Here is a 15,981-nt window from a genome sequence, read left to right on the forward strand (position 1 = left end):
GACTGGTGATTTACACACTGTAGTGACCCCCAAAAGTTAGACTTTTTACAGAGTAGATTTTTCTACTCTGTTTTTTTACGCAGTGAAACTCATCTTCTTTCTAAATTGAACTGGACTTTGCCAGCCTAATTTTTCTTTTATTCGAGAATGATTATAGTACTTTATATAATGTTCAATCGCTTGTTTTAATTCTTGGTAGCTTTTGTAGATAACGCCATGGTAAAGTTCTTGTTTGAGGATACTAAAGAAATTCTCCATAGGAGAATTGTCCAAGCAGTTTCCTTTGCGAGACATGCTTTGGTAAATCTGATGCTTTTTTAATTCATGGTTATAGGCCTTCATTTGGTATCCCCATCCTTGATCTGAATGGAACGTTCGACGATAAGTGCAATCGCTTGTTTTCTCAATCGCTTCTTTCAATGCACTCATAATCGCATGAGCTGTTGGCTTCTCTGAAATTGTATAAGAGATGATCTCACTATTATACATGTCCATAAACGGGTTTAGATAGAGTTTCTTAATACGTAAACTACCCGAGTGATCTTTTTCATAATACTTAAATTCAGTTGTATCTGTTGTCATTTTTTGATGAACAATACTTGTATAAAAACGTCGGTGAATCCGATTTTTTGCCACTCTTCCAACAGTCCCTTTGTAGGAATTGTATTTACGGGATTTCCGTGTAAATGAGCGTACTAGTATTCCTATTTTTTTCATTAAACGTTGAACCTTCTTTTTATTCACAAGGATTCCACGATGTCTAAGTTCTTGGTTCATCCGACGATACCCATAATCCTTATGTTCTTGATGAATCTTTATCATCTCTTCTTCAATTTGTTTATCTGGATTTTTACGATTAAAACGCTGTTGCCAATACATATAGGTTGACTTAGGAAACCCAAGGGTTTCAAGAATATCGATTAGTCTGAATTTTTCTCGGAGGTTATGAATGATTAGCGCTTGTTGTTCTGTTGTTCCTTCAAACGCAACCTCCTTAATTCTTTTAAATAGGCGAGTTCAATTTTTAATCGTCGATTTTCTTTTTCAAGCTCTTCTAAATAGGTTAACTCTGTTTTTGAAGAATCACTAACTGGTAATTTATTCTTTTTTTTAGGCATTTTAGATGGACGTCCTTTCGGTTGTGAGAGTCCATCTACGCCATTTTTCTGGTAGGTTATATACCAATTGGCAATTGTCGAAAAAGTGCTTACTCCAAACTGATTGGCAACTTCTCGATAGGACATCTCTGTTGTTAAATATAACTCTATCGCATCTAGCTTGAATTGAACAGAATAAGTTTTATTTCGACGACTATGAAGTAGGCCTTCCTTACCAAATTCTTTATACGCATTTATCCAGTTACGCACCTGGGAATCCCCCTTAAATCCATATTTTTTAGCTAGATAGGGGGTTCCTCCCTCACCGTTTAAATAATCTTGTACAATGTTCATTTTAAATTCTACACTATATTTTGTCATACAAAAAGACCCCCAAAAAATTAGATTTTTAGGTCTAACTTTTGGGGGTCGGTACACACCAGCCGTTTTTTTAATTTGATATATACTTCCCAACAAAGTCTTGAATTTTTTGACTATATTCGACTTTATTTTTTTCATAGGCTTTAGCATGTTCAGAATTGGGCGCAATATATAACTCTTTTTCTGAAGCATTTGCTTCGTAAACTTTATAAACCATTTCAGTTGGCACAAAAGAATCTTGATCCCCATGAATAAAGAGCATTGGCACTTTATTTTTTTTGACTTGTTCTACAGCACTAGCCTCTTCAAAACTATAACCAGCACGGATCTTCGTAACCACACTTGTAATTGGGACTAAAGGAAAACTTGGTAAATTATATAGCTCTTTTAATTGAACATTTAATTCATCGGTAACAGAACTATACCCACAGTCCTCAACAATGACTTTAACATTCTTAGGTAGCTTTTCTCCACTTGTCATCATAACAGTTGCAGCACCCATACTAACGCCATGCAAAGCAATTTCAGTATCAGACCCAACTTTATCAATCATCAATTGAATCCATTGTTGGTAATCTTTACGCTCTGGCCAACCAAAACCAATATAATTGCCTTCGCTTGAGCCGTGACCGCGTGCATCTGGAGCTAAAATATTAAAGCCCATATCATGATACAATTTAGCATACGGTGCCATCTCTTCCAAATTCCCACTGTATCCATGAGCTAAGATCACAACCTTATTACTTGGCTTTTCAGCAGCAATGTAGATGCTCGACAGGACTAAATCATCATTTGAGGTTAACTTAATTTCTTCACGGTCTGCCTCCGTGTACCATTTTTTTTCAGCTGCCCAAGGATCTTTTTTATCAACTTTTTTGTCGTTACTTTCTAAAAAATCTTTCTTATTAATAGCTACAGCAACGTCATAGAAATATAAACCAGCCCCAGCTAAACCTAAAACGGTAATAGTAGCTAAGCTTGATAATCCAATAATAATTTTTTTCTTCATCGTCTAACTTGTACCTCCTACTTAAAAATATGCCTATTTTTTCTATTTAAAGAACTAAAATTCATATCTAGCGTAACGCTAGTCTTTATCAGTTTATATAAGATTTTGACTATTGGCAAGCAAATTAAAGCTTTTAGAAAAATTTAATCTGCTTTTGTAGAATTTTAGTCAAAAAAGCTTTTGAACATGGTACTCGTTTAGAGTACGCCATATTCAAAAGCTTTAATATTCTATTTAGTTGAAAAATCAGCTTTCAGCAAGCTCAATTTCTTTATGAAGATTGGAATCATCAAATTCAGTTTCCATAAAAGTTGCATCATGAATTTGAAAGTGTTGCTCTAACGTCTCAATCGTTTCAATTTCAACTTGACCTCTTTCGATAACAAAATCTAAAACATGGCCACCAAATGTTTTTTGGTCATTGATAAAATGTAAATGAAAACCTGCTGCTGCAGCTCCTTGAAAAAGTGCTGGTGTATAAAAGCCAATAATGGTTCCGTCCATTTCTGTTTCTTGGTACTCAGGTTGATTTTTAGATACATCAATTAGTCGCGGATAAGGCTTATTTTGTTTTGGTACATTTCGGACATGAATCTGTTTAAAATGCCCTTTTATTTTAACAGCCGAAAACGAATTAAGACTACTTAGTTCAAACTCAATCAATTCTTTAACTTGACTGGCAGTCATTGTTTTATTTATTTCATAATCCCTTTCAGCATCAAAATACGTAACAGCCGCATAAGGTACTTTTTCAAGACCGCTTAATTTTTTAAAGGAGCCATCAGATTTCGCTTGGTAAGCTTCTCCATCAATAATAATTAATTCCCCATCTAAAGCATCCATTGTGCCGATTCCGGTATTTCCATGCTCTAGAAGCTCACGAATGGTTAAGGTTCCATCGTACAAGCCTGCCATCAAAGCTCCTAGAGTTCCCTGTTGAAATAACGTTTTATTTTCTGACATTTTTTCGTCTTCCTTTCCTATTTCGATACCCAAAAGATTAATAAAACTGATCTGGTAAAATGGTTTTACCCAGCGCTTGATTGTCTTTATAGTCAATTGGAATATCAACAATAACAGGTCCTTTTGTTGCAAATGCCTCTTTTAATACCTTTTCCAATTCACTTGGTTTTGTCACTCTTAACCCTTTTGCACCAAAGGCATCTGCGTATTTAACAAAATCAACTGGACCAAAATCAACTCCTGAAGAACGACCATACTTCATTTCTTCTTGAAATTCAACCATATTATAGCGCCCATCATTCCAAATTAAATGCACAATATTAAGCTTACGTCTAACTGCTGTTTCCAACTCTTGAGCAGAAAATAAAAATCCTCCATCTCCAGATACTGAAATAATTTGTGTTGTTGGTCGAACCAAAGCTGCAGCTATCGCCCACGGCAATGCGACACCAAGTGTTTGCATCCCATTACTAAAAAGCAAATGACGCGGTTCATAACTTCTAAAGTGACGTGCCATCCAAATATAATGACTCCCAATATCAACTGTAACAGTCATCTCGTCAGTCACTAATTTTTGTAGCGTTGAAATAACAGCAAGTGGATGAGTATAAAGTGCATTTTCATCAACCGGCGGAATATCTCTTTGAGCTAATTTTTCTTGGAGACTGTTTAAATAAAGAGTAGAATCATCGTCTAACTTGTACCCTTTTAAATAAGGCAATAAAAAGTCTAACGTTTGGGCAATATCCCCAACTAATTCTTTTTCTGGTTGAAAATACTGGTCAATCTCAGCAGGTGTACTATCAATGACGATAATATCTGCATCTGATTCAGCATTCCAATTACGTGCTTCGTATTCAATCGGATCATAACCAATTGTAATCACTAAATCACTGCGTTTCAATAACATATCACCTGGTTGATTACGGAATAAACCCACTCGACCAAAGAAACTTTTTTCCAATTCTCTAGAAATAATTCCCGCCCCTTGAAAGGTTTCTACTACCGGAATATCGGATACACGAACAATGTTGCGGATAGCTTCTGTGATTTCTGGGCTAGAAGCACGCATGCCTAATAAAAAGACAGGCAACTTCGCGGCTTTAATTCTTTGCGACAATAATGTAATCTCAACTGGGCTTGCTGGACCCAACTTAGGTATCTGTAAAGGTGCTATCACTTTATTTTTAATTGGAGAATCAATCACATCTTGCGGAATACTGACAAAACTAGCGCCCTGTTTTGCTCCTTCTGCAGCGCGATAGGCATTAGCTAAAACTTCAGAAATATTCTCTGGTTCTTGTATTTCAGCACTATATTTTGTAATCGGCTCAAATAAAGCCGCATTATCCATACTTTGATGAGTCAATTTTAATAAATCGGCACGCTTAACTTGACCTCCAATTGCTAAAACAGGATCGCCCTCTGCCGTAGCAGTGACTAAACCTGTTGCTAAGTTACTAGCACCTGGCCCACTTGTTGCAATCACTACTCCTGGTTTTCCTGTAATTCGACCAATTCCAGCTGCCATAAAAGCGGCATTCTGTTCATGTCTCGCAACAATTAATTCCGGTCCTCCATCCACTAAACGATCAAATACACGATCAATTTTAGCACCTGGAATACCAAAAACGTACTCGACTTCCAGATTTTCTAAACTTTCTACAACGGCATCTGCGCCATACTTCTTTTCTGATTTCATTCGTTTCCCACCTATTTCGTTTATTACACAAAACTAATGATACCATAATTTATAATCATAACAAGTATTTACAACTTACATTAAAATTTAGAAAGAATGTGAAAAAACAGATAAATTAACAAGGATATAAAGTAGAACGCTTTCTTATTTAACCTGTCTCATTTTTAGTTTGTAGTACTTTTCTAGTAATATTAAAATTTCCTCATTTTAACTTTATTTTTCTATACAATTTTGTATTTTTCAGCAAACCAAAATTTTCGGATTACATCGTCCCCTTTTGGTCGATGCATACTGTGTTTCTAAGTTGCTAAAGCAACAAGAACCACAGCAAAAAAGAACAGCCATAAATGACTGCTCCTGGAAAATCGTATTTTAGTTAATTATAGTTTTACAACGTTAGCTGCTTGAGCACCACGATTGCCTTCAACGATTTCGAATTCAACAGGTTGACCTTCGTCTAATGTTTTAAATCCGTCACCTTGGATTGCGCTAAAGTGTACGAATACATCTTCTCCGCCTTCAACTTCAATAAAGCCAAAGCCTTTTTCACCATTAAACCATTTTACTGTACCTTTTTCCATATTGCTGTCTACCTCCAATAATTCTTTTTATAAGAGATTCAATAACCAAATTTAGGTTATATGAAACTATTACGCCTATATTATAGCCTAACTAAAATTGTTATGCAAGGGGTTCCTATACCTCTATAGCAGTCTTTCATGATAAAATCATTTATTTACAAGTTTCATTTGAGCCTCTTTTACAAATTCTTGATAGGCATCATTTTCATTTAACATCTTGATATCAACATTATCAAAACGTTGGTTTAATAAATCCTCTAACGACAGTTCAATTTTTTGAACAAATGTAGCATTGCCAATTAATTCCATCCAATAATCATCCTCTTGATCCTGGTGAACTAAGGTTTGAACCATACCGCCAGGATTATAAACAGAAATTTTTTCATTAAATTCTCCAGATTTTAAGAGTACATACATTAAACTACTAGCCGACATAGCTGTTCCACAAGCATTTGTAAAACCTACTCCTCTTTCATAGGTTTTAACAAAAATCTGATTTTTACCTAAAACTTCTACAAAGCTGACATTAACTCCGTCAGGAAAATAAGGATTAGCGCCATTTACATAGGTCGCTATTTTTTCTAACAAGGGTCCATTTAACGTTTCGTGATCAACAAAAGCAATCAAATGTGGATTAGGCACTGCGACTGCCGAAAATAATAAGCCCTCTGCTAGCTCAGGGAATGGTTGATTAATAAACGTGTCTTCCTCAGTATTTAATGGTAAAGTTGACGTATGGAATGAAACTGGTGAAATCTCGACTTGATACGTAGCTACATCCTTGCCAATTTCTTTAGCTTTTTGAACGAGTAAATCAGCATGTAGGGTTTCAATTTTAAAATAATCCATTTGTTCCTTTTCAGCTACATAGCGAGCAACCGTTCTTAGACCATTGCCACACATACTAGCTTCGCTTCCATCATTATTAATAACCCGCATCTTAGCTCGAACATCCGAGTGATGATGACTGGATTCACTAACTAAAAGGACACCATCTGCGCCATGTAACAATCCAGTTTGACGATTCGTTACGATTTTAGTTAATTGGACCAACTCTTTTTCAGTTAAAGTACGATCTAAAAGTGTTTCATCTAAAATAAAAAAATCGTTTTCTGAACCATGAACCTTTGTTAGCTGTATTTGCATCGTATATCGTAGCCCCTTTACTATTTTCTCCTACCTATCATAGCATAAATCAGGGGATTTTTCTATTTGCCATGCCTCTTGGTGCGTAGCACCTTAGAGGCATGGTATCCATCGGTCTGGAAAGACCGATGGAATCCTATAATTGGTATTAAAATTTTTAGGCTAGCACAGTATGTCTGTAAGACTTAAGTAATTGTAAGGATCAAAGTCGTCCTGATGGCCGCTTTGTACCATTTCGCTAAAGGGTACAACCCTTAAGCTCAATGGCAATGGCAAAGCATCAGGAACTTTTCTTCTTTCTTAATACAGTCAATAACAGAAATAAACAGCCCGTACTAATTAAAATAATAAAAGCTAAACGGCTTGTTACCAACTGATTCCCAATAAATAAGTTCACACCTAAATTTTCTTTTAAAGAGTCAACCATACTACTTGGAGCATCAGCAAAAATAGTCTTAAAGCTACTATCTAATATATTATTTCTTAATAGCGCGGCACTATACGTCATCGGGAAAAATTTCATAACTGTTTGAACAATTCCAGGTAATTGTCCGATTGGCAAATAAATTCCAGCTAAAAAACCAACTAAGGTCCCAACAATTGCAGAAATTGAACTATAACTCGTTCTTGATTTTATAAAACTGATGACAAAAAACATCATCGCAATTGAACAAAAAGCATTCACTACAATCACACCTAAAATTGGCACTACCATTTCCCAACTAGCTATTTTCAATCCTAAATGAGCCAAGTAAAAATAACCAATAATAAAAGCTAGAATAGTGAAACTAATCGTGATAATTAAAGCGGTCATTAAATAGCTTAAAACAATTTTAAACCGTGAAATAGGTGCGACCATCAAACCTTTTGTGGTCCCAGTTAAATCATCATCAATTTTGATACTAAAAATTCCCATAGAGAGTGTAACTGGCATAACCGTTATGATTCCAGCTAACACCCATGCTTTTACAAATAAATCGATTTTTTCGATTCCTGCTGTTTCTGCTTCAATGGCTTTAGTTAAGTTATTTCCCAAAAAAACAGCATACAGAACAATAATTATAATCACAGTTAACATGGATGTTAGTACGCCAATTGGATCTCGAAAATAAATTTTCATCCCACGTCTAATCATTATTTGTCCCTCCTTTGATTAATGCTAAAAAGACATCATCTAAATTGCCTTTACGGACTTCAAAAGATTGATACAGATTATTTAGTTCATTTAATAAATGCAAAGCTTCATCTGTATCTCTAACTTGGATTCGAATGAAATCAATTCCTTCAGTGTAACCTAGCTTTCGTTTTTCACATTCTATTTTCAAATCTTCTAAAGAGGTCTGATACAAGGTTAATGAATCTCTAGAATACTTATTTCGTAGCTGATTGGGAGTTCCTAAAGCAATTAATTCTCCATGATTAATAACCGCAATTTTATCTGCTTCCGCCGCTTCTTCCATGTAATGTGTTGTTAAAAAAACAGTCATACCTAGTTTTTCTCTTAAATAAGTAATTGTTTGCCAAACTTGAACTCGTGTTTTAGGATCAAGCCCTGTTGTGGGCTCGTCTAAAATCAAGAGTGACGGACGATGAATAATTGCTCTAGCAATTTCTGCACGACGCTTTTGTCCACCAGATAAAGTTCCAAAGCGTTGCTTTAAAATATCTGTTAAGTGAAGTAAATTCTCTAAAAAATCAAGTTGTTTGTTTAACTCATTTTTGGATAAGCTATAAATTTTACCCCAAAATAATAAATTCTCTTCAACTGTTAATAAATCATCTAGCACATTATCTTGAAAAACAATCCCAATTTTTTGTCGAATTCCAGTATTTTCTTTCCCGACTTCTAAACCATCCACGAAAATAGAACCAGATGTGGGCTTAATTGCCGTTGAAATCATATTAATTGCCGTAGATTTCCCTGCTCCGTTAGGTCCTAAGAACGCAAATAAACTGCCTTTTTCAACCTTCAAATCAAGAGAACTAACAACTTCTTTTTGCTGATATTTTTTAGTTAATCCTTGAATGTTAATTAGATTCGTCATGTTTCTTCATCCTTTCTTTATATAGATTTAAATTCTGATTAATTTTCTGAGAAGTTAAATGATCTTTAAAATAAAATACAAGCCATAGTATGCTGTATGTGCCGATGATAAGCAAAGTCAGAACCCAAAATTGTTGTGTAGTTTCAACCCAATTGAAGAGGATAGCACTTAGCAATACACTCGTCATTATGATTAAAAAATGTAGAAAAGAACGAATAAGTACAGCTTTTTTACTATAGTTTTCTTCACTACTAAATAATAGTTGTTGAAAAAAACTAATAATTGCTGAAATGAACATAAGAACAAGCAGCACGTCTATAGAAACAAATGGTTCTTTGTAAATACTTAAATATGCCAACATAGACAAGGTACTTCCTGTAAAAATAATACAATATCTTTGAATAAAACCTAAAAATTTATCTCTAGCATTTTCCACTTTTTTTCCTCCTATCCTTAGATTCCTAATTTTTTTTTGAGCAACGGAGCAAATTTTCTTGAAATAATAATCGTCTCATTATTTTCTAATTTTGCTTCAAAGCGGCTATTAAACGCTGGCGTTACATGCTCAATTTTAAGTATATTTAAAATCAGAGATTTTGATGTTCGAATAAAATAGCTATTGGTTAAACGCACTTCAAGTTCATATAATTTTAAATTTGTTTGGTAAACCTCAGTTGCAGAATAAACAAACGTTTTATTATCAACTGTTTCAAAATAGAAGATATCCTTTAAAGATAATTGCTTTATTTTTTTCTCTTTAAAAACTGGAATTGATTCTTCTTGCGTTTCTAATAACTGAATAAGTGCTTCTACTTCTTCGTTTATAGATTGGCAATGAATGGTAACCTCTAGTTCCTCATCATTGCTTACATCCTCTTCAATTCTAATTCGCATTTTAACACCTCCATATTTACAGTATAGGATACTTTTAATAAAAAAACAGTCGATTAACTATAAGTTACAAAATCAGTAACATAACTTACAACCAAAAATCAAACTATTTTTGTAGCACTTCGCAATAAAATGAGTAAAATTTTTTAAAACAACAAAAAACAGCATGAAATCCATTTTTATAAATGTTGATTTCATACTGTTTATTATTAGATTGATTCCCACTCATGAGAAATTAGTGACTTTTATATACTGATTTGCTAAAGGTGAGAAATGAACAATGGATCAAAGTCGGCTTTGCAGCCGCTTCGTACCATTTCGCTAAAGGGTAAAACCCTTAAGCGAAATGGCAACCTCAATGCATTACTCTGCTTCTACTTCCAAAGCTGCAGGATAAAATTCTTCTACAATTGTTGCACAACGATCACATAAAGTTGGAGCATCTGCATGGCTTCCAACATCTTCTTTGACGCCACGACATCTTTCACATGTTTCACCATGTGCTTTTTCAACAACAATTGCCACATCATCAAATTGTAAGGCTTCGCTTGGCGCTGCTGCTTTATCGCCAGCAATTTCTAAGTCTGAGACAATTAATAATTGTGCTAAATTGCTGTCTAAAGCAGTAAATAATACTTTTGTTTGTTCAGTTGGATAAAGTATTAATTTAGCTTCAAACGATTTACCAATTTTCTTCTCATTACGAGCTTCTTCTAAGGCTTTTTGAACATGGTCGCGGAAAGTCATAAAGGCATCCCACATGTCTAATAATTCGCCTTGATTTGGATACTCAATTGCTGCTGGCATTTCAGCTAACTGAACATAATCTTCTTCTTCATCTAAGAAGTTCCAGATTTCCTCAGCTGTGTGCGGTAAGATTGGTGTTAATAATTTCGTCATTTTTTCTAAAACTTCATAGAATACAGTTTGCATAGCACGACGTTCATAAGCATTCTCAGCTTCAATATAAACAACATCCTTAGCAAAATCTAGATAAAATTGAGACAGGTCAACTGTACAGAAATTATTGATTAATTGATAGTTTGAAGAGAAATCATAGTTTTCATAATTTTCTTCAACAGCACCAACAAGCTGGTTTAAACGGATCAATAAATATTTATCGACAGAACGTAAGTCATCATATTTAATTCCATGTTCTGCTGGTTTAAAGTCTGACGTGTTTGCTAATAAGAAACGCATCGTATTACGAATTTTACGATAAACTTCTGAAACTTGTTTCAAAATTTCATCACTGACACGGACATCTGATTGAGCATCAACGCTTGATACCCAAAGGCGAATAATATCTGCACCCATTTGCTTAATTACTTTACTTGGCAAAATAGTGTTACCTAATGATTTACTCATTTTACGTCCTTCACCATCTAAAACCATTCCTTGTGACAGAACTGTTTTGTATGGTGCAATCCCATTAATCGCAACACTTGTTGTAATACTTGAGTTAAACCAGCCACGATATTGGTCAGAACCTTCTAAATACATATCAGCTGGGTAAGTTAGGTTTTCTCTAGCAGCTAATACAGCTTGATGAGAAGATCCTGAATCAAACCAGACATCCATAATATCCATTTCTTTTGTAAAGATTCCATTTGGGCTAAACTCATGAGTGAAGCCTTCTGGTAATAAATCCTTAGCTTCTCTTTCAAACCAAACTGTTGAACCAAATTCAGCAAATAAATTAGCTACATGTTCAATTGTTTCTGGTGTAATAATTGGCTCGCCATTTTCACCATAAAAAATTGGCAATGGAACTCCCCAAGCTCTTTGTCTTGAAATGACCCAATCTCCGCGATCACGAACCATGTTATAAAGACGTGTTTTCCCCCATTTTTGAACCCATTCAACGCCTTCAACAGCTTCTAAAATTTCACCACGGAAATCTTGAATCGAAGCAAACCATTGTGGAGTCGCACGGAAAATAACAGGTTTTTTAGAACGCCAGTCATGTGGATAGCTATGAGTAAAGAAATCAAGTTTTAACAATGCGCCTTTTTCATTTAAAGCTTCTGTAATTAATTTGTTCCCTTTATCATAAAATACACCTTCAAATCCTGGTGCTTCATCTGTAAAGACCCCTTTTGAATCAACTGGAGACAATACATTTAATTTATATTTTTGTCCAACAATAAAATCATCGTCCCCATGTCCAGGAGCCGTATGAACAAGTCCAGTTCCGGCATCCAAGGTTACATGATCGCCAACCATTAGTAATGATGTGCGTTCATAAAGAGGATGTTGTGCAGTCATATATTCTAATTCAGACCCTTTTAATTCATTTAAAACAGTCACATTTTCCCAACCGATTTCACTTGAAACCTTTTCTAACAAATCTTTAGCTACTACGAATTTGGCACCGTCTGCTTCAATAACAACATAACTGTAATCTGCATTGACCGTGATACCTAAGTTAGCTGGAATCGTCCAAGGTGTCGTTGTCCAAATCACGAATGACGTATCATTATCTAATAAGCCTTTGCCATCAACAACTTTAAATGCTACATAAATAGAAGCAGATTTTACATCTTTGTATTCAATTTCAGCTTCAGCTAATGATGATTCACTAGATGGAGACCAATAGATAGGTTTTAAGCCTTTATAAATATACCCTTTTTCTGCCATTTTTCCAAAAACACGAATTTGTGCTGCTTCATAATCTGGATTAAGAGTAATATAAGGATTATCCCACTCTCCAGCAACGCCTAAGCGTTTAAAGTCTTCACGTTGAATATTTACTTGCTCAAGTGCATATTCTTCACATAAACGACGATAATCAGCTAAAGACATTTCCTTACGTTTAATTCCTTTATTCGTTAAAACCTGTTCAATTGGTAGTCCGTGAGTATCCCATCCTGGTACATAAGGAGAACGGTAGCCTGACATTGATTTATAACGAACGATGATATCTTTACTAATTTTATTCAGGGCATGACCCATGTGGATATTTCCATTTGCAAACGGAGGTCCATCATGTAAAACAAAAGTTGGTTTGCCTTCATTTAATTTTTGACGTTGACCATACATATCAACCGTCTTCCAATCTGCTTGCCATTGTTCTTCTCTAACTGGTAAATTACCACGCATTGGGAACTCTGTTTGACCCAATTGTAACGTTTCTTTCATTTTCATAGGGATAAAACTCCTTTGTTGCTAATGAGGTTAAGGGTTTACCCTTTAGCGAATTTGTACAAAGCGACTGCTAAGGCGACTTTGATTCATTTGTTCCCACCCTTATATCAAATGTCTTGTTTTTATTATAGTTTTTAAATCTTGCCAGTGCCATTGAGCTTGCCACTGAGCTTAAGGGTTTCACCCTTTAGCGAAATGGTACAAAGCGGCCATCAGGACGATTTTGATCCTTTGTACCGACCTTGTCTCAAAAGCTTTTATTTCTAATTTAACACTCATTTAGGCCTTTCAGACATACTGTGCTAGCCTAAAAAGTTTAAGAACAATTATAGGATTTCATCGGTCTTTACAGACCGATGCATACCATGGCTCTATGCGCTGAAGCGCTGAGAGCCATGGCAAAAAGACTCCGCCCCTATAAGTATAGGGACGAAGTCTTCGTGGTACCACCCAAGTTTCAAAAGAATTGCTTCTTTTTCTCAAGTAATTGTTAACGCCAATCAAACGGTTGAATTTACTGCTTTCAATTCAACACTCATAGAGGATCTAACAAATTAAAGGGACTAACCGGTCTTTCACTAGGTGCCGGCTCGCTTGATAGTATTTAATCGTTTTTCTGTTCTAATCATTGCTTTAAGTTATTTTTTTAGTCTTTATCTTCAGGTAATTCTATTGCTGCTAATGTACCTTCTAAATGAAATTTATCGTCTTCTTCTTCTTTTTCATCATCATAACTGTCGATACTTGATAATTCATTGATCTCATCTTCAATCACTAAATCATCTTCAGTGTTACTTGGTAAACCTGATAAGACATCTTTTAATGTTGGAATTTCAATGGTTTCTAAAGAAGTAGCTTGTAATAACTCATCCCACTCTTTATTTTTTACCATTTCTAACTGAGATTCAATTAAAAGTTGCAATCTTTGTTTGAAGACGCGACTTTCTTTTTTCAATGTATCTGTTTCTAATGTAATTTTACGGGCTTTGGTTACTGCTTCGTCAAGTAAACGATCAGCATTTTTCTCAGCTTCCATAATAATCATACGTGACTCTTTGTTTGCATTTTCTCTAACACGGTCCGCTGCTTCTTGAGCTACAATGATTGATTTGTTTAAAGCATCTTGTAAATTGTTAAAATGCTCAACCTTCTCTTCACTGAACTTCAATTTCTTTTCCAATTCACGTTTATCTTTTAAAACCATTTCGTAGTCTTTAATGATTTGATCTAAATAATCATTGACTTCGTCTTGATCATAACCGCGCATCTTGACAGGGAACTCCTTGTTATGTATATCTAACGGAGTTAATACCATATAAGACACCTCCACACATCAATTTTTTGTTGTTTGTTCCTTTATTATAAAGCACTAAGCCGAATTCTACAAGGAAAGTCCTTTAATTTTATTTGAAGAGCACACCAAATTGAATTCGCCATTTATCTTTTTTTGTCTTGCCTTCTATTTCTTTAATCTGAATTCGACCATATCCTCGAACAGACACTATATCTAGTAGTCCTAATTCAAAATCAGGACGCAATTGTTCTGCCCAATTCAACTTAACTTTTCCAGCTTCAATCAACTGTTTTGCACGCTGTCTTGAAATTTTAAAAATACTTGCAATAATTGCATCTAATCTCATTGATGAAACCGTATCTTGAACCAATGTCCAATCATCAATTGGTGTGATAATTTCTGTATAATCTCTTGTTTCAATTCGAACACTGACATTTCCGATTTTGTCGACTTGGTTTTCAACATAATTTTTCATTCCTACATCCACAAAAAATTGCCAACGCTCTCCATCAAAGACAATATCACCAAAGTATTCACGCTTCACTCCAACAGACATCAACGTCCCTAGAATTTTACTATGAGATAATTTGGCAAACTTCGTAGGATATCGTATTTCACAAATATCAATTTTAAACTCTTCTTGGGTTGGTGTATAGTAATCGGGACAGATGAAAACACGTTTCCTCTCTGCTGCTTCATACCCACCAAAATAATAAAGTTTTAAATCACGTTTTCCTACTAATGATTCAACAATATACATCTGTCTTGGATCTAAAAAATCAGTTAGATAGGGAGTATACTGATCCTCAACCTCTGTAATCCATTCGCTCAAAGCGTCAATAAAGGGGCGCTCTTCTTTTCTAAAATGTTGATAGACATTTTCAATCATCCTGCTTACCCCTTTACTAACTTATTTTTTTTACTTATTGGACTACATTCCTAATAAAATAACTCTTAATCCTTGTTGTGCAAGACCTAATACGAAAAATGCTAAGATAGGTGAAAAATCAATTCCTCCTAAAGAAGGAATGATTCTACGGAACACTGATAAATATGGTTCACAAATTTTAGCTAGCACTACACCTAATTTGGAATCATAAGCTCCTGGTAACCAAGATAATAAAATATAGACAACCATGACACCTTGATAGATATTAATTAAACGTGCCAATATAAGATATAATTCAAACATGTAATCCAAACACCTCGTTTCTAATAAAACTCTTTGTCGCGCATCATTTCTGTTAGCATACCATCAATTTCTACATTGTTTGGAGTACATAGGAAAATTTCGTCACCGATTCGTTGAATATCCCCATTAATCGCATAAATCGTGCCCGTTAAGAAATCAACGATACGTTTAGCTTGATCTTCTTCAATTCTATTAAAGTTTAAAACAACCGATTGGTTACTAATTAACAAATCAGCGACTTCTTGTACTTCTGAATAGACTCTAGGTTCAAAAACAACGATTTTTGATTGTTGCGGAATAGTAGATTGATTCATAGCAACCACCTTACTATTTTTTTGATTCGGAACACGATTAGTTGTTGGCGCTGCTTGCCTTGCTTCGTTAAATGTTTTCACTTGAGCTTTAGGCTGAGTATTTACTGCTTTGGGAGCTTCCTCAGGAACTTCGTATTCTTCATAATCGTAATCATCTTCTTCATCTAATCCAAAAAACTTGGATACATTACTTAACATACTCATAATAACCCTCCTTCA

General features: G+C 34.9%; 14 protein-coding genes, 1 pseudogene and 1 other annotated feature. All 15 genes and pseudogenes read right to left on the bottom strand.

The genetic code is table 11. The features are described from left to right. Positions 1–75: 75 nt before the first annotated feature. Positions 76–1,478 (bottom strand): annotated as a pseudogene (locus MHI00_RS10655) (IS3 family transposase). Between the two features lie 70 nt (positions 1,479–1,548). Then, complete coding sequence (locus tag MHI00_RS10660) at positions 1,549–2,487, bottom strand: alpha/beta hydrolase (protein WP_015076007.1); 939 nt, start codon at positions 2,485–2,487, stop codon at positions 1,549–1,551. 246 nt (positions 2,488–2,733) lie between these two features. Continuing rightward, complete coding sequence (gene budA, locus MHI00_RS10665) at positions 2,734–3,450, bottom strand: acetolactate decarboxylase (RefSeq protein ID WP_015076005.1); 717 nt, start codon at positions 3,448–3,450, stop codon at positions 2,734–2,736. A gap of 37 nt (positions 3,451–3,487) precedes the next feature. Further along, on the bottom strand, positions 3,488–5,152 hold the full coding sequence (alsS, locus tag MHI00_RS10670) for an acetolactate synthase AlsS (protein ID WP_056999968.1): 1,665 nt from the start codon (positions 5,150–5,152) through the stop codon (positions 3,488–3,490). Between the two features lie 380 nt (positions 5,153–5,532). Next, positions 5,533–5,733 carry a cold-shock protein gene (locus MHI00_RS10675; RefSeq protein ID WP_010050334.1) on the bottom strand — a complete coding sequence of 67 codons (201 nt, stop codon included), beginning with the start codon at positions 5,731–5,733 and terminating at the stop codon, positions 5,533–5,535. A gap of 147 nt (positions 5,734–5,880) precedes the next feature. Further along, positions 5,881–6,879 (bottom strand): diaminopimelate epimerase, encoded by a 999-nt coding sequence (gene dapF, locus MHI00_RS10680; protein WP_010050332.1) that lies wholly within the window; start codon positions 6,877–6,879, stop codon positions 5,881–5,883. Positions 6,880–7,159: 280 nt separating this feature from the next. Further along, entirely contained in the window at positions 7,160–8,014 is an 855-nt protein-coding gene (locus MHI00_RS10685) for an ABC transporter permease (RefSeq protein WP_341113542.1), read from the bottom strand. Further along, entirely contained in the window at positions 8,007–8,924 is a 918-nt protein-coding gene (locus MHI00_RS10690) for an ABC transporter ATP-binding protein (protein ID WP_341113545.1), read from the bottom strand. Before MHI00_RS10690 ends, MHI00_RS10685 begins: the two co-directional genes overlap by 8 nt. Next, the gene (locus MHI00_RS10695; protein WP_015076000.1) at positions 8,908–9,360 is read right to left on the bottom strand and encodes a DUF3021 family protein; all 453 of its coding nucleotides are present in this window, start codon (positions 9,358–9,360) and stop codon (positions 8,908–8,910) included. Before MHI00_RS10695 ends, MHI00_RS10690 begins: the two co-directional genes overlap by 17 nt. Positions 9,361–9,377: 17 nt before the next feature. Beyond that, entirely contained in the window at positions 9,378–9,818 is a 441-nt protein-coding gene (locus tag MHI00_RS10700) for a LytTR family DNA-binding domain-containing protein (RefSeq protein ID WP_010053432.1), read from the bottom strand. Positions 9,819–10,178: 360 nt separating this feature from the next. Then, complete coding sequence (gene ileS, locus MHI00_RS10705) at positions 10,179–12,962, bottom strand: isoleucine--tRNA ligase (protein WP_341113550.1); 2,784 nt, start codon at positions 12,960–12,962, stop codon at positions 10,179–10,181. 422 nt (positions 12,963–13,384) lie between these two features. Continuing rightward, positions 13,385–13,600 (bottom strand) — a binding site (T-box leader). Positions 13,601–13,608: 8 nt separating this feature from the next. Further along, positions 13,609–14,229 (bottom strand): DivIVA domain-containing protein, encoded by a 621-nt coding sequence (locus MHI00_RS10710; protein ID WP_010053429.1) that lies wholly within the window; start codon positions 14,227–14,229, stop codon positions 13,609–13,611. A 136-nt stretch (positions 14,230–14,365) separates the two neighbouring features. Next, complete coding sequence (locus MHI00_RS10715; protein WP_015075994.1) at positions 14,366–15,145, bottom strand: YlmH family RNA-binding protein; 780 nt, start codon at positions 15,143–15,145, stop codon at positions 14,366–14,368. 42 nt (positions 15,146–15,187) lie between these two features. After that, entirely contained in the window at positions 15,188–15,448 is a 261-nt protein-coding gene (locus MHI00_RS10720) for a YggT family protein (protein ID WP_010053427.1), read from the bottom strand. Positions 15,449–15,468: 20 nt separating this feature from the next. Then, positions 15,469–15,966: a cell division protein SepF gene (locus MHI00_RS10725; protein WP_010053425.1), complete on the bottom strand. Its 498-nt coding sequence runs from the start codon at positions 15,964–15,966 to the stop codon at positions 15,469–15,471. Positions 15,967–15,981: the final 15 nt, after the last annotated feature.

The organism is Carnobacterium sp. FSL E2-0243 (assembly GCF_038003605.1).
GTDB lineage: Bacteria > Bacillota > Bacilli > Lactobacillales > Carnobacteriaceae > Carnobacterium > Carnobacterium maltaromaticum.

Excerpts from the sequence above, each read along its gene's own strand:
- ileS (WP_341113550.1), bottom strand. The coding sequence starts at position 12,962 with ATGAAAATGAAAGAAACGTTACAATTGGGTCAAACAGAGTTCCCAATG.
- MHI00_RS10720 (WP_010053427.1), bottom strand. The coding sequence starts at position 15,448 with ATGTTTGAATTATATCTTATATTGGCACGTTTAATTAATATCTATCAA.
- MHI00_RS10700 (WP_010053432.1), bottom strand. The coding sequence starts at position 9,818 with ATGCGAATTAGAATTGAAGAGGATGTAAGCAATGATGAGGAACTAGAG.
- MHI00_RS10710 (WP_010053429.1), bottom strand. The coding sequence starts at position 14,229 with ATGCGCGGTTATGATCAAGACGAAGTCAATGATTATTTAGATCAAATC.
- MHI00_RS10675 (WP_010050334.1), bottom strand. The coding sequence starts at position 5,733 with ATGGAAAAAGGTACAGTAAAATGGTTTAATGGTGAAAAAGGCTTTGGC.
- MHI00_RS10690 (WP_341113545.1), bottom strand. The coding sequence starts at position 8,924 with ATGACGAATCTAATTAACATTCAAGGATTAACTAAAAAATATCAGCAA.
- MHI00_RS10660 (WP_015076007.1), bottom strand. The coding sequence starts at position 2,487 with ATGAAGAAAAAAATTATTATTGGATTATCAAGCTTAGCTACTATTACC.
- alsS (WP_056999968.1), bottom strand. The coding sequence starts at position 5,152 with ATGAAATCAGAAAAGAAGTATGGCGCAGATGCCGTTGTAGAAAGTTTA.
- budA (WP_015076005.1), bottom strand. The coding sequence starts at position 3,450 with ATGTCAGAAAATAAAACGTTATTTCAACAGGGAACTCTAGGAGCTTTG.
- dapF (WP_010050332.1), bottom strand. The coding sequence starts at position 6,879 with ATGCAAATACAGCTAACAAAGGTTCATGGTTCAGAAAACGATTTTTTT.
- MHI00_RS10715 (WP_015075994.1), bottom strand. The coding sequence starts at position 15,145 with ATGATTGAAAATGTCTATCAACATTTTAGAAAAGAAGAGCGCCCCTTT.
- MHI00_RS10725 (WP_010053425.1), bottom strand. The coding sequence starts at position 15,966 with ATGAGTATGTTAAGTAATGTATCCAAGTTTTTTGGATTAGATGAAGAA.
- MHI00_RS10685 (WP_341113542.1), bottom strand. The coding sequence starts at position 8,014 with ATGATTAGACGTGGGATGAAAATTTATTTTCGAGATCCAATTGGCGTA.